This window comes from Pseudomonas sp. Lb2C2, assembly GCF_052112205.1.
GTDB classification, from domain to species: Bacteria; Pseudomonadota; Gammaproteobacteria; order Pseudomonadales; family Pseudomonadaceae; genus Aquipseudomonas; species Aquipseudomonas kilonensis.
This window is the reverse complement of record NZ_JAUTYW010000001.1, coordinates 379,687-393,111: the sequence shown is the minus strand read 5'-3', so window position 1 is coordinate 393,111 and position 13,425 is coordinate 379,687. Positions and strand designations below refer to the sequence as shown.

Sequence of the window (13,425 nt, the reverse complement as noted above, 5' to 3'; positions counted from 1 at the left end):
GCAAGCTCCCTCGCCACAAAAGCAGCGTTCGACTTCATTTTGAGTACGAGCGCCCCCCGTGGCGAGGGAGCTTGCTCCCGCTGGACTGCGCAGCAGTCCCTAGATCGGTTCTACAGCCGAGAATACTGTTGCGTCGCACGGGAAAACAGGTCCACGGCCTCATCGCCGTGTGACGCCTGGGCTCGCATGAGTTGGAAACCAGCGCTGGCAGGCCACGCGCCAAGCGTCTGAGCCGCAGCGCTAACCGCCCGGACTTGGCAGCGCGATGACTCCTGTGGCAGCGTAGGCTGGAATTTCAAACAACCCTCGCACCCGCAGCCAAAACGGTAGCCATCATGATCTCGCATGTTTTTCTAGGTATCGCCGATTTTGATCGTGCCTTCGGGTTCTATTCAAAGGTCATGGCCGGGCTGGGCCTGACATTGAAATTTAGCGACGTCCACAAAGGCTGGGCTGGCTGGGTTGCCGAGCATTCGTCGCGTCCGATCTTCGTGATTGGAAAACCCTTTGACGGCAATATGCACGAACCCGGCAACGGACAGATGGTTGCCCTGCTTGCGCCCAGCCGGGAAGCCGTCAGGAACAGCTACGCAACAGCACTGGCACTGGGCGGGACGTGTGAGGGAGAACCCGGCTTGAGACCCCACTACCACCCCGACTATTACGGCGCCTACTTTCGAGATCTCGATGGCAACAAGCTTTGCGTCTGTTGCCATGATTCGGTGTCGACTTAGTCGATCGTAATGCATGGCTCGCTTTCGCTTCCTGCCTAGCCAACGTACGAATAAACAGCGAAGTCGAACCCATTGAACGGAAAAGAAGCGACCTCTTTCATCCCCATTTTCAAGTGCGCACGAAGCGACGCTTCATTGTTTGCTCCCTCGCCACGGGTTCTGCGTCAGCCGATCGGCGTTTGCTTCAGCACCTGCCTCACAAAGGCGCCAGTCTTCGCCAGAAATGTGCCGTGGGCGCGTTGCTGACACAGGTCGTTCGAAACGAAACCTGCAAACTCGCTTGCCAAGGCGCCCATCAATTGGGGCAACAGGAATCCGCTTTCGTGCTCTGGGTAAATCACAATGGAGGTATCGGGCCAAAGGCTGCCGGTGCAAGTCGTGTCGATCATGGGAATCTCCCGGTGAATGGAGAGCGCTGCGACGACCCGAAACGGTCAATCGCTTCTGGGATCAGTTTCACTGGCGGACGGGTTTTAGAGAATGCCCAGGAATTACATGACTTGATTGCTTAATCTGAAACAATCGCAGCTGATGGCACCCAAAGAAGCTTGCCGGGATTTTGATTTTCCGTTTTTGAGGGATGTTGTGTGTATATCCGTTGCTGCGGTAACGGCTGCTGGCGGTTCCGCTCTTACAGCGGGTCACTTTCGAAAAGCGCGAAAATAACCAAAGCGCTTCTGCCCCACCACTTGGCACCTCGCTTAGGCTCGGTGTACCCGAGATCAACGTCCACCACGAGGCGGCCTAGTAGCCGACCTGGCTCTTGATGGACCGCGTTTCTCCTGTGGGAGCGGGCTTGCTCGCGAAGGCGTTGGCATAGCCAACATCACCGCAAACTGAACCACCGCTTTCGCGAGCAGGCTCGCTCCCACATGGGTTTGCGGGTGTTCATAGCATCTGCGCACGACACAAAAACCTGTGGGAGCGAGCTTGCTCGCGATGAGGCCGACACATCCAACATCACCGTAAACTTCACGAGCAAGCCCGCTCCCACAGGAGAAACGCGGTTCCACCAAAGAACCAGGTCGGCTATAAGGCCGCCTCGTGGTGGACGTTGATCTCGGGCGCCCCGTTAACCACGCTGGCTGAACGAAGGTATTGCGCAGTGGGCAACCCGGCATGGATGCCGAGCCTAGGCGAGGCACCAAGTGGTGGGGCAAGAGCGTTTTGCTTACTTTTGCGCTTCTCAAAAGTGAGCCGCTGTAAGAGCGGAACCGCCAGCAACCATTACCGCAGCAACGGATATGCCCCCCATACAAATCACACCGACGCTTTCAACATGTCATACGCTTCAAGCGACCGCAGCGAGTAGATATAGGCCGCCCCCGCATTCAACGAAATCGCAGTTGCCAGGGCCGCTGCGACCTCCTCGCGACTCGCGCCGGCCTTGATCGCCGCGTCCGTGTGGGCGGCGATGCAACCGTCGCAGCGGGTGGTGACGGCGATGGCGATCGAGATCAGTTCGCGGGTCTTGGCATCGAGTACATTGTTTTCGCTGGCAGCTTCTCCTAGCGCCATATAGGCCTTGACCATTTTCGGGTTGCTGCGACCCAGCGCGCCAAAAGCTTTCTGAATGGTGGGCAACAATTCGGACCAGTTATTGAACATGGCATTAACTCCTGAGTGGGTTGGGTGTACTGTTTTGACGCCCTCAGTTTTTCACCCTGGCGCCACTCGGGTTTGTTCAATGCGCTCAGGTTTTTTGGCGAAACGCTCAAATGAATGCGATCGATAAACTCATCAGCCTGGCCAACGTACGCGGCAGCCTGGACCTGCGCTGTCAGTTCCAAGGCGACCCTGGTGATTCCCAGCGGCGCATTTCCGGCCAATGGGCCGTTGCCGGCGCTGGTGGCGGTCATGCGCGCAGAAGCGGATGGAGATAAGGTCGGCGCGCGCTTCTTGCTCGATGCCCTGTCACAGGCGCTGTTCACCCTGATTCTGCGTGCGCATCTGGCCAGCCAGGGACAGGACAGCGGCTCGCTGGCCCTGCTCGGCGATAAGCGTCTGGGCCGGGTCTGGCAGGCCATGCTGGCGGACCCTGCCCACGAGTGGACCATCCAAGGCCTGGCGGACATCGCGAGCATGTCCCGGGCCAATTTCATGCGCGCATTCGTCAAGGTGGCCGGCGTCTCGCCGTGGGTGCTGTTGACGCAAGTACGCATGGAGTTGGCCTTCAGCCTGCTCAGTCACTCACACTTGGGACTGAGCGATATTGCCGTACAGGTCGGCTACCAATCCCAGGCCGCGTTCAGCAAGAAATTCAAGGAAGTCTTCGGCGAGGCGCCAGGACGCGTGCGCCGCGGGATCCAGGGCCCAAGCACGAACTGACGTTCAAGAAACATCCGCTCGCAGCGCCGGGTGCTCGCGCAGGTGCTCGACGATGTAGTCCACGAAACTGCGCACCCGCATCGGCGCCTTGCGTCTTTCGCGGTAGACCACATGAACCGGTATCGAGGGCGGTTCATAGGGTTGCAGAACCCGGCGCAAGCGCCCGCTGTTCAGATAGTCGTACAGTGGATAGTTCAAGCAGCGCATCAACCCAGCCCCATGAGCCGCGGCGTCGATGGCCGCCTGTAGCGTGGCGCAGCTGAGCCGGGTGCGTGCCTTGAGGCCGTTGGCTTGCTGCTGGAAAGGCCAGTGGACCCAATCCTGGTTGGCCTGCGTGGCGATCAGTCGATGATTGTGCAGATCCTGCGGCACAACCGGTTCACCATGAGTCGCCAGGTAGCCGGGACTGGCGCAGACGAGCGAACGAACGCTGCCGACCGGTCGTGCGATCAATGAGCAATTGGGCAGATGCCCCACCAGCACCGCCACATCCAGCCCTTCCTCATGCATGTTCGGAAAACGATCGTGGAAGTGGGCAAATATCCTGATCTCGGGGTACTGATCCATGTAGCCGGCCAGCACCGGGGCCATGACATAGCGGCTGAACAGCAAGGGCAACAGGATCGTCAGGTTGCCTTGGGCCTGGACATGCCGCCCCTTGGCAGACGTCTCGGCCTCGTCAATCGCCTTGAGGATCCGTGAACAGTCAGCCATGAAGCCGATCCCGGCTTCAGTCAGCACGACCCCGCGCGTGCTGCGTGACAGTAACTGCACACCCAGTCGCGCCTCCAGCCGAGCGATGGCACGCATCACGGTCGGTCCGGAAACGTTGAGGCGCTGGGCTGCCGAAGCGAGACTGGAGCACTGCGACAGCGCATGGAACATCAGCATTTCATGGTGGCGAGCCATCAGGCGATGCCTTTTACGACAGGCTTGAGCGTGACGTCGTCCCCCAACCGATCAGCGAGGAAGTCCACGAACGTGCGCACCTTGGCCGGCACTCGATTGCTCTTCTGATACACCACGTGAATCGGCAACGCTGGCGGCTCGAACGCCTTGAGCACCACCTCAAGTTCGCCGTCGGCGACCTGCCGGGCCACTTGATAGGACAAGACCCGGGTCACGCCCCAACCCTGGCAGGCGATGTTGATTGCCGCCTGATTCGCGGTCACCACCAGGCGTGGATCAAAGCGCAGGCTCAGCGAATTGGCTTCGTCCATGAACTGCCAGTGGCTCAGCAAATGACTGGCCGAAGACATCACGATATTGGCCTTGCTCAACTCGCCAGGATGGGTTGGTCGTCCATGTCGCTGGAAATAGGCCGGGGCGCCACAAATCACCTGCCGTACTTCACCTACCTTGATGGCGTGCTGATTGTTTTCCTGCAAATGGCCGATGCGGATCGCCACGTCGATGCCTTCGTCGGCGATGTTCACCACGCGGTCGACCAACAAGGCGTTGAGGTGTACCGAGGGAAATTGATCCAGGTAATCCGTCAGCAAAGGCGCGATGTACAGCTCACCAAACAGCACCGGAGCGGTGACCGTCAGATACCCGCAAGGAATCGAATAGCTGCCGGCAGCGGCCTCCTCGGCTTCATCGAGTTCACTCAGGATCCGCCGGCAATCTTCCAGGTAGCGTTGCCCCGCTTCGGTCAGGTACACATTGCGGGTGGTGCGCGACAACAGCTGGGTGCCAATCCGCTCCTCCATCGCCGCAATGGCGCGCGTCACGCTTGGTGGTGAAATACGCAGTCGACGGGCGGCAGCGGCGAACCCTTCCTCCTCGGCCACTGCCATGAAAACCTGCATTTCCTGAAAGCGATCCATGGGCGATCCAGCCTTGAGGGCACGTGGCTTGAATGTACTTGCCGGAAAATGCCCCCGGCAAGCACCTGCGGTGTGAATCAGGCTTGCTGCAAGCCCTTGGCGGTACGTTTCATGCCGACGAAATTCGGCAAGGCTTCGATGCTGCCCAGCCAGGCCCGGACGTTCGGGTAGTCGGTCAGCGCGACGTTGCCTTCCGGCGCGTGGGACACGTAGGTGTACGCGGCCACGTCCGCGATGGTCGGCTGCTCACCGGCCAGGAACCGGCTCTGCCCCAACTCCGTCTCCATCACCTTCAACAGGGCATGGGAGCGCTTGATGGCATCTTCGGCGTCATAGCCAGCGCCGAAGACGGTGATCAACCGGGCGTTGGCCGGCCCCTGGCTGATCTGGCCCGCCGCCACCGACAACCAGCGCTGCACCCGCGCCTGGGCAAGCGGATCGGTCGGCAGCCATTGCCCCTTGCCATACTTGGCCGCGAGGTAGACCAGGATTGCGTTCGAATCGGCCAGGACGGTGCCGTTGTCGTCGATCACCGGCACCTGGCCAAAGCTGTTGATGGCGAGGAACTCCGGGGTCTTGTGCTCACCTTTCATCAAGTCCACGAATATCAACTCGGTTGGCAGGCCAAGCAGCGAGAGCATCAGCTCGACACGATGGGCGTGCCCCGACAGCGGGTGGCGATAAAGTTTGATCGCTTTCTCAGACATGACGTACTCCATGTTGTTTTGGGCTCGAAGCGGTGATCGCGTCGATGGCGCTATCCTCTGCTCCTGTCCCGGACAGCGGAATAACCAGCTTCTACAATCCAGCATTTCATCCGGTGAAACAGTCAGGCGGTCAGCCTAGACCTCAAGCACCAACGGCTCGCTCCCCTGGGCCGGCACCGCGCAGCAGATCAGCACCTCACCTTCGCCAACCGGTTCGGCCGGCAGGCTCAGGTAATGCACCTGACCACGGCTCAAGCGGGTTTTGCAGGTGCCACAGGAACCGCCACGGCAACTGAATTCCGGGTTCAGGCCGCGCGCTTCGGCCAGTTCCAGCAGCGTTCCGCTGCCCGGCTCCCAACGTGCCTCCTTGCCGGAACTGGCGAACAAGACCTTCACTGCTTCACTCGCAGCCGGCACTTGCACTGGCGCAGGTACGCTGACTTCAAGATCCCGCACAAGCGTCGAGGGACCGAAGGTTTCCGCGTGGATGCGATCGTCAGGGATGCGCAGTTTGCGCAGCCCGTCGTACAGCGCCTGGGTAAAGCTGCCCGGTCCGCACAAATAGAAATCGTAGTCGTTGAGCGGCAGCAGTTTCTTGAGCAGTTCCACATCGATCCTGCCCGCCAGGTCATAGCCCTCAGCGCCCCCTGCCAAAGTGGGCGGCTGGCTGACCATGCGCAGAACCTGCAGCTTGTCACCGGCACGGGCGGCCAGTTCGTCGATTTCATCACGGAACGCCAGGTCGGCCACCGAGCGGGCGCTTTGCACCAGCCAGACCGGGCGCATGCGGCTGATGCGTTGGCCCTGGTAAACCACCTCGCGCAGCATCGACAGCAACGGTGTGATGCCCACACCCGCTGCCAGCAAGACCAACGGACGCCGCTCGGTGGCCTGGACGGTGAAATGGCCCTGGGGCGCCCGCGCTTCTATCTCGTGCTGCGCCTGCACCTGATCATGCAGGTGGGACGACACCGAGCCATCGCGCTTGACGCTGATGCGCAAAAAATCATCCGACGGCGCACTGGATACGCTGTAGGTCCGGATCGATGGAGCGTTCTGCCCCTCCAACAAGATCCGCACCGGCAAATGTTGCCCGGCTTCAAACCGGGGCAAACCCAAGCCATCGCTCGCCTGCAAGTAAAACGAGCGAATGTCGGGGCTCTCGTCCACCACCCGCGCGACCCGCAACGCACGCCAGCGGTTACGCAGCGCCTCGGCCTGCAAGCGCTCGGCGGCCTGCTCCCAGCTGCCGGTCATCATGGAATTGGGCGAGTCACCTTCGTCCTGGTCCTTCCAACGCAGGGCAATGGCCGCCGGGCGATACACGATGCGTTGCGGGGTAAAGCGCAACAGCCGCTCGGCGCCCTGGAACGCGCTGATCTCGGGGTCGTCCAGCAGCACTTGCGCCGAGCCGCTCATTTGCAGCAAATCGCCGGTCTGGAAATCGACGAACACCAGCCCGGCCCGTGGGTTGAGCAAGATGTTGCCCAGCGTGTTGAAAAACAGGTTGCCGGAGAAGTCCGGAATGGTCAGCGATCCGTCTTCGTCCATGCGCACAAACCCCGGCTTGCCGCCACGGTGAGAAGCATCGACCTGCCGCTCGCCGTCGCGTACCACGTAGGTGGCGATATAGAACGAATCGGCCGCCGTCACCAGGCGCCGCACCAGCGGGTCGGACACGGTCAGTTGACGCGGCGCAACGGCCCGCGCGTCGACAAAGTGGTACTGGCGCAGGTTGATGTAGCGAGGGCAGTTGCCATACGCCTGGCTCACTGAAATCTCGAGCCCTGGGTCGAGTTGACGACGCACGACACCGTTCATGCGGTTACGCCGGCGGGTGTGCAACTCGATGCCCAGCATCCCGATGGCATCGCCCTCGCCCATGCCCTCCTGGGCCGGGTCGTTCGGTTCAGGCTCGAGTTGGATGTGCAGGGTCTGCGGATCGGGCGAGTTCATGAAGCCCGGTTGCCCCGCGCGCAGGGTCGCCCAGACATCGCCTTGCCGATCCACCGCCCCCAGCACCACGAAAGGCAGTTGGGCGTAGAACTCCCGATGCTGGTCCGGCATCCACGTGCGCGCCAGTTGCCGTTGACCGACACCGGCCATCATGTCGACTGCCCCGACGGAGCGCTGCAAGGCCAGCTCTCCTTCGTGCCAGGGCGAGTTTTTTGCTTGCAAGGCTTCGTCCATCAGCTACTCCTCGCGCTCGCAGCATGAACGCCTGCGCCAGTGCGCTACGGTTGGGGACTCTCCGCCATCGTTTGCACGGCTGTGCAAGTGGCTGGGGTTATCTTCTGCCCAAAGCGGCGGCGCAGGAATACGCACAAACTGCAATCCACCGTTTCATAAAATGGAATGGTGGAAGCACAAGGAATGGCCCGCAACGGCGATCACGTCCTGACGCTGGCAAAGTTCTTGGTCAGCTCGAGCAAGGTCGCCCGCAACTCTGGAGGCCGCACGGGCTTGGCCAGGATCGAAATGTTCATGTGGTGCAGCGCATGGCGAATTCTTTCGATTTCATGGCCGGTCATGATCATGGCGGGGACTTCCCAACCCCGTTGCTCGCGAATCGCGGCGATGCATTCGGAACCGGAGACTTTCGTGCCCAGGTCGAAGTCGGCAATGATGATGTCGCAGTCACTGGTCACGCCCACCCCGTCGCTGTGGGTTTCCACTTCGCATCCCCATTTCTCCAACAGCGCAGACGTCGCCATCAGCACGTTGGCGTCATCCTCCACCAGGCACACCCGCAAGCCTTGCAGACGGCTATGGGGGGACACCGGCCTGTCCATCATCGCCCTTGGCGCGACCGTTTCCAGGCCCTGGATCATGGCGCGCGTACCCTTGCCGAGCCGGGAGTCCAGCTGGATGTCCAGATTGATCAGGTGGCTGATTCGCTTGACGATGGACAACCCCAGGCCTAACCCCTCGACGTCTTTGTCACGAACGTGGCGCACCCGATAGAACTCCTTGAACACCTCGGGCAGGTGTTCGGCGGCGATGCCCCGGCCCTTGTCGTAGATGACAATGGCCAGGCCGCTGCCTTTCGGCCGCACGCCGATCAACACCGGTTGGCCGGAGGCATATTTGAGCGTGTTGGAGACCAGGTTCTGCACCATGGTCGCCAACAGGCCGGCGTTGACATTGACCCAATGCCGGCAAGGGCGCAGGCGCAACTCGACACCGGCCCAGCGGGCGGCTTCGGTGTTCTGCTTGACCACGTCCTGCAGCAACGCGCCCAGGTGTACGGGTTCGGCTTGCGGTTCAAGCTGTCCGTTGTCGAGGGTGTAGATATCGAGGATCGAACGAAACAGCTGCGAGACGATGTGCAACGAACGGTCGATGTTGTCCACCAGTCGCAACTCTTCCTGGCCCAGCCGGGCATCGCGCAGGCAGGCGGTGAACAAGCCGATCGAGTGGATCGGCTGGCGCAAGTCATGGCTGGCCTGGGCCAGGAAGCGGGATTTCTCCTGGTTCGCGGCAATCGCTTCTTCCGAAGCGATGCGGGTACGGGTCAACAGGATATGCGCATAGGCAGGCACCACGATGGTGGTGACGATCAGCATCAGGAACAGGTAGGGCTGGCCGCGCCAGAACGGCGTGAGCAGGAAAATCACCACCAGGGTCGACAGCGCGATAACAGTTGCCAGCGCCAGGTAGCGCGAGCCGAAGCGCATGCCATTGCCCAACGTGACCCAGAGCAACGCAGCGTACACCGGTAGCAAGCCCTCCCCACCCACGATCATGGCGAAGGCGAGGCTTACATAGTCGAGGGTCATGGCAAAAAGACGACGCAGGAAGAAGTGCCCGGGCCAACGCTTGATCGCCATGCGCAGCGGGACAGCGGCGCCAAAGAAAAAGGTCATGTACCACAGAATCGGTACATAGGTTTCGAAGTCACTGGCCAGGCAGGCCACCACAATGATGTAAAGCGCAGTACAGGCCCCGACCGTCAATCTCAACGTCGCCTGATCAAGCTCGCTATTCTTTTCCGTCATAATCACAGGACTATTCCAACATGAAAGTTTGTTTCAAACTTGAAACCCAAGGGCGCAGTTTAGGTTACGATTCGCGGACTTGAAGATTCAGAAGGATCTGAAGCATGACCTGCAGGGTAATTGTGGCGGATGACCATCCTTTGTTTCGCGAAGGTATGCTGAGGACCATTGAACGACTCATGCCGACAGCCTCCATAGAACAGGCTGGCAATCTGGACGAAGTATTGGCGCTGGCACGTTCCGGGATGGAAGTGGACTCCCTGATACTCGACTTGCGCTTTCCCGGGATCAAATCGCTGCAGGTCATAGGCCAGTTGCGCAGTGAGTTCAAACGCACCTCGATCATCGTGGTTTCAATGGTCGATGACGTCGATGTTATTTCCCAGGTGATGGCGCTGGGTGCCGACGGTTTCATCGGCAAGAATATCGACCCTGCCGGTATTGCCGACGCCATCATGGCAATACGCGAAGGCGAAGTGGTGGTGAAGTATCAAGCCGAAAACGCGATCCTGGACGATGCACTTTCCCAACTGACCGCGCGCCAAAGACAAGTGCTTGGCTTGATCGCGGCCGGCAAGACCAACAAGGAGATAGCCCGGGACTTGGGCATCTCCCCCTTTACGGTGCGCATCCATGTCTCAAGCCTGCTCAAATCACTGGGGGTCCCCACGCGCGCAGCAGCTGCGGCGCAGTTCTCCAACTTCCCAAGCAAGGGTGGATGGCCGGAAAAACATGGCAATTGAATGTATAACGGCCGCGGATATTGATTGAGCGTTATCCTCTCTACCTGGCTTCAAGGCCATAGCACACTTGTACTATAGCTTCGCCCAGTACTCTCCTCCTAAGCTGTGGACGCTCCATAAAGGCTGTTCGAACAGCCAAACATAAAGTAACCAACGTGCCATACGCCGTGCAGTATCACTGTGCCTATTGAAACGTTATGGCGTGCGAAGCCTATGGATTTAATAAATCGACAGGCGGCGTAATGCTGGGTCAACTTCACCGTCTGCCCGGTTGAAATGGAATGGTCCTGACATTAACTCAAGGTAAGTCATCATGTCCTTCGAATATGGAAAAGCACTCAGAAATGGAATGGCGCTGTGCGCGCTGGCGGGCGTACTGAACGGTTGTGCAAACACCGGCGACTTGGGTAACTTGATGGGTTCCTTGAATCAGGGCGCCAAAAAATACGACGTCTCTTACCTCAAGCAAACGATCATTCCGGGCAAGACGACAAAAGGCCAGATCACTCAAATGTTCGGCGCGCCGACGAATGAAGAACTCAATTCGACGAGCTCCAGTAACGAGTCGAACTGGACCTACGAAAAGACTGATGAGGGCCTGGACAAGTACATGAAGCTGGCCCATAAGTACGTGTCGACCGAAACCAGCCTGAAGATGTATGAAACCTCGGCGCAACTGTCCAAGGCGCAAACCGTAGCCAATGACGTCAGCAGCGTGACCGGCACGAAAACAGGCCAAAGCCAGACCCAAGGTTCGGTATTGACCATCTATTTCGTCGATGACGTCGTGAAGTACTACAGGGTCTACTGACGCAATGGCATCGCCCGTTGGGGGCAGCATCAAGTCTGTTCCCAACCTTCACCGTGGCTAGCCGCTACGCTTGGTGGCATCAGAGGTCATGTGGTGCCAAAGCCAGTGGAAAAGAACAGTGAACTCGACCAGGCCACGTTACGCCTGATCGTCAGCGCTTTTGCGCTGTTGTATATCGTCATCCTGGTCGGCCTCTATCCAGAGGACGCCGCAAGCTACGTGCCCATCATTATCTACATCTGCACGTTCATCTTCGTCTCGGTATTCCTGCGCATGTTCATCAAGCGCTGGCCAGGTCACTTCTTCTGGCGGCACCTTTTCACGATGCTGCATGACTACACCGGCATCGCATTTGCCATGGTGCTTGGAGGCGAAGGGGCATTGCCGATCTACGCAGCGCTGCTCTGGGTCACGCTGGGCAATGGCATGCGCTTCGGCTCGCGCTACCTGACGCTGGCAACCGTTATCGCGCTGTCGGCCCTGATGCTGATTTTCTGGCTGACTCCGTTCTGGCGTACGCAGCCCTACATGTTCCTGATGTTGATCGTCACCACCATCGTGGTGCCAGCCTACGCACACATTTTGCTCAAGCGCACACGCATTGCCTCTGAAGAAGCCATTTCGGCCAATCAGGAGAAATCACGGTTCCTGGCCCAGGCCAGCCATGACCTGCGCCAACCGATCCACTCCATCGGCCTGTTCACCGCCTGCTTGCGTGACGCCAGGCTGGGGCTGGAAGAATTACGGCTGGTGGACAACATCGACCGTTCACTGCACACCGTGTCGCAGTTGTTCCGTTCGATCCTCGATATCTACACCCTCGATCACGGCAAGCTGACCCCGCAGGCCGATACCGTCCACTTGGGCGCTTTACTGCAGGACGTCGTCAAGCAGAACACCGAGGCGGCGCGCTGGGCCGGCGTTGAGTTGCGCCTACGTGCCTGTCCTTACTGGGTCAGCGTCAATCCCGGTTTGCTGTCCACGATGGTGCAGAACCTGCTGTCCAATGCCCTCAAATACGCGCCCGGCCAACCGGTGCTGATCGGCGTGCGGCGCCAGGGCAAGCGCCTGGCCGTGGTGATCTACGACAAGGGGCGCGGCATTGCCGCCGAACATTTGCCCGAAGTGTTCAAGGAGTTCTACCGCGTGCGCCATGTGCGCGACAAAGATGTCGAGGGCCTTGGTCTTGGCCTGTCCATCGTCAAGCGCATCAGCCTGATACTCGGTGTCGATGTACACATCCGCTCCAAAGTCGGACAAGGCACCAGGGTGGCGATCTGTGGCCTGGAGCCGACGACACCCCGCGTCGTGGTGCCCAAGGTGGTGCCCGTACAGAATCGCCTGGACGGGTTGCGGGTGTGCTTGGTAGAGGACGACGCCAACGTGCTGATGGCAACGTCGGCGCTGCTGGAAAAATGGGGGTGCGAGGTTGAAACCCACAGCGACGGTCAGGGGCTGACCAGCGATTGCGACATCGTCATCGCCGATTTCGACCTGGGCACAAAAGTCTCGGGCGCCGAATGCATCGCCGCGCTACGCGAGCAGCGCGGCTGGCAAGTCCCGGCGCTGATCATCACCGGGCATGAGATCGAGCGGATACGCCAATCACTGCAAAGCCTGAACGTCTCGGTGCTGGCCAAACCCGTGCGACCGCCGGAGCTGCGAGCGGTATTACTTGAACGGGTCAAGCGCATGGATCGCCAGGGCGAGGACTCAGCTCACCTCAACCCACCCAGCCGATAGCCGTCTTGGGAATCACCTCGGACTCGTCGAGCTTGGACGCAAACATGCTCACCGCATCGAGGGCATCCGTGGTCCCGTTCCGGATCTGCACGATGACCGATCCGGCCTGGTCTGCCAGGGTGACGCCGCGCAATGCGCCTTCATGGGTCACGTTCATGCTGGCGACGGCTTCGCGGGTTTCAGAGAGGATCATGCCGATCATTTCGGCAATCTCCGAGGTGGAGCGACTGGTGCGCCCGGCCAGTTGCCGGACCTCGTCGGCCACCACCGCGAACCCCCTCCCCTGGTCCCCGGCCCGCGCCGCCTCGATGGCCGCGTTGAGGGCCAGCAGGTTGGTCTGGTCGGCAATGCCGCGAATGGTGTTGACGATGGCTGTGATCTCTTCCGAACGCGCGCCCAACTGCCCAACCAGGCGCGCGGAAGAGCCAATGTTGTCGGCGATCTCGCGCATCTCCTTGGCAGTCTGATGGATCACCAAGGCGCCCTGTTCAGCCACTCGTTCGGTCTCGGCGGAGATATGGTACGCACGGGA

Annotated in this window: 11 protein-coding genes and 2 pseudogenes; 5 read left to right on the top strand and 8 right to left on the bottom strand. The window is 60.0% G+C overall.

Features of this window, described 5'->3' with window-relative positions; genetic code table 11:
* Positions 1-335: 335 nt before the first annotated feature.
* A complete protein-coding gene (locus Q7F16_RS01670; protein WP_409555475.1) occupies positions 336-734 on the top strand; it encodes a VOC family protein in 399 nt (132 codons plus the stop codon).
* Between the two features lie 164 nt (positions 735-898).
* Here the strand turns inward: Q7F16_RS01670 and Q7F16_RS01665 are convergent, their stop codons facing one another.
* Positions 899-1,123 carry a hypothetical protein gene (locus tag Q7F16_RS01665; RefSeq protein ID WP_046062218.1) on the bottom strand — a complete coding sequence of 75 codons (225 nt, stop codon included), beginning with the start codon at positions 1,121-1,123 and terminating at the stop codon, positions 899-901.
* A gap of 871 nt (positions 1,124-1,994) precedes the next feature.
* On the bottom strand, positions 1,995-2,342 hold the full coding sequence (locus Q7F16_RS01660) for a carboxymuconolactone decarboxylase family protein (RefSeq protein WP_046062217.1): 348 nt from the start codon (positions 2,340-2,342) through the stop codon (positions 1,995-1,997).
* Positions 2,343-2,531: 189 nt separating this feature from the next.
* Here Q7F16_RS01660 and Q7F16_RS01655 point away from each other — a divergent pair.
* Positions 2,532-3,062, top strand: a pseudogene (locus Q7F16_RS01655) (AraC family transcriptional regulator); the annotation flags it as partial.
* A 3-nt stretch (positions 3,063-3,065) separates the two neighbouring features.
* On the opposite strand, the gene Q7F16_RS01650 reads toward Q7F16_RS01655, so the two are convergent.
* The 5 genes from Q7F16_RS01650 to Q7F16_RS01630 form a co-directional block, all read right to left on the bottom strand.
* The gene (locus Q7F16_RS01650; protein WP_186650777.1) at positions 3,066-3,971 is read right to left on the bottom strand and encodes a LysR family transcriptional regulator; all 906 of its coding nucleotides are present in this window, start codon (positions 3,969-3,971) and stop codon (positions 3,066-3,068) included.
* The gene (locus Q7F16_RS01645; RefSeq protein ID WP_014338514.1) at positions 3,971-4,891 is read right to left on the bottom strand and encodes a LysR family transcriptional regulator; all 921 of its coding nucleotides are present in this window, start codon (positions 4,889-4,891) and stop codon (positions 3,971-3,973) included. Before Q7F16_RS01645 ends, Q7F16_RS01650 begins: the two co-directional genes overlap by 1 nt.
* Before the next feature lie 77 nt (positions 4,892-4,968).
* Entirely contained in the window at positions 4,969-5,598 is a 630-nt protein-coding gene (locus Q7F16_RS01640) for a glutathione S-transferase family protein (RefSeq protein WP_409555474.1), read from the bottom strand.
* Positions 5,599-5,733: 135 nt separating this feature from the next.
* Positions 5,734-7,788 carry a 2Fe-2S iron-sulfur cluster-binding protein gene (locus tag Q7F16_RS01635; RefSeq protein ID WP_409555473.1) on the bottom strand — a complete coding sequence of 685 codons (2,055 nt, stop codon included), beginning with the start codon at positions 7,786-7,788 and terminating at the stop codon, positions 5,734-5,736.
* Between the two features lie 200 nt (positions 7,789-7,988).
* The gene (locus tag Q7F16_RS01630) at positions 7,989-9,596 is read right to left on the bottom strand and encodes an ATP-binding response regulator (RefSeq protein WP_409555472.1); all 1,608 of its coding nucleotides are present in this window, start codon (positions 9,594-9,596) and stop codon (positions 7,989-7,991) included.
* A 104-nt stretch (positions 9,597-9,700) separates the two neighbouring features.
* Here Q7F16_RS01630 and Q7F16_RS01625 point away from each other — a divergent pair, with 104 nt between their 5' ends.
* From Q7F16_RS01625 to Q7F16_RS01615, 3 genes are all read left to right on the top strand, one after another.
* Complete coding sequence (locus tag Q7F16_RS01625) at positions 9,701-10,339, top strand: response regulator (protein ID WP_046062212.1); 639 nt, start codon at positions 9,701-9,703, stop codon at positions 10,337-10,339.
* A 313-nt stretch (positions 10,340-10,652) separates the two neighbouring features.
* Positions 10,653-11,150 carry a hypothetical protein gene (locus tag Q7F16_RS01620; RefSeq protein WP_409555471.1) on the top strand — a complete coding sequence of 166 codons (498 nt, stop codon included), beginning with the start codon at positions 10,653-10,655 and terminating at the stop codon, positions 11,148-11,150.
* A 105-nt stretch (positions 11,151-11,255) separates the two neighbouring features.
* Positions 11,256-12,893 carry an ATP-binding response regulator gene (locus Q7F16_RS01615; RefSeq protein WP_409555470.1) on the top strand — a complete coding sequence of 546 codons (1,638 nt, stop codon included), beginning with the start codon at positions 11,256-11,258 and terminating at the stop codon, positions 12,891-12,893.
* On the opposite strand, the pseudogene Q7F16_RS01610 reads toward Q7F16_RS01615, so the two are convergent.
* Positions 12,874-13,347, bottom strand: a pseudogene (locus Q7F16_RS01610) (methyl-accepting chemotaxis protein); the annotation flags it as partial. The gene Q7F16_RS01615 and the pseudogene Q7F16_RS01610 overlap by 20 nt on opposite strands.
* Positions 13,348-13,425 lie beyond the last annotated feature (78 nt).

Coding starts and splice junctions, on each gene's coding strand:
- Q7F16_RS01670 (WP_409555475.1), top strand. CDS start 336: ATGATCTCGCATGTTTTTCTAGGTATCGCCGATTTTGATCGTGCCTTC.
- Q7F16_RS01665 (WP_046062218.1), bottom strand. CDS start 1,123: ATGATCGACACGACTTGCACCGGCAGCCTTTGGCCCGATACCTCCATT.
- Q7F16_RS01660 (WP_046062217.1), bottom strand. CDS start 2,342: ATGTTCAATAACTGGTCCGAATTGTTGCCCACCATTCAGAAAGCTTTT.
- Q7F16_RS01650 (WP_186650777.1), bottom strand. CDS start 3,971: ATGGCTCGCCACCATGAAATGCTGATGTTCCATGCGCTGTCGCAGTGC.
- Q7F16_RS01645 (WP_014338514.1), bottom strand. CDS start 4,891: ATGGATCGCTTTCAGGAAATGCAGGTTTTCATGGCAGTGGCCGAGGAG.
- Q7F16_RS01640 (WP_409555474.1), bottom strand. CDS start 5,598: ATGTCTGAGAAAGCGATCAAACTTTATCGCCACCCGCTGTCGGGGCAC.
- Q7F16_RS01635 (WP_409555473.1), bottom strand. CDS start 7,788: ATGGACGAAGCCTTGCAAGCAAAAAACTCGCCCTGGCACGAAGGAGAG.
- Q7F16_RS01630 (WP_409555472.1), bottom strand. CDS start 9,596: ATGACGGAAAAGAATAGCGAGCTTGATCAGGCGACGTTGAGATTGACG.
- Q7F16_RS01625 (WP_046062212.1), top strand. CDS start 9,701: ATGACCTGCAGGGTAATTGTGGCGGATGACCATCCTTTGTTTCGCGAA.
- Q7F16_RS01620 (WP_409555471.1), top strand. CDS start 10,653: ATGTCCTTCGAATATGGAAAAGCACTCAGAAATGGAATGGCGCTGTGC.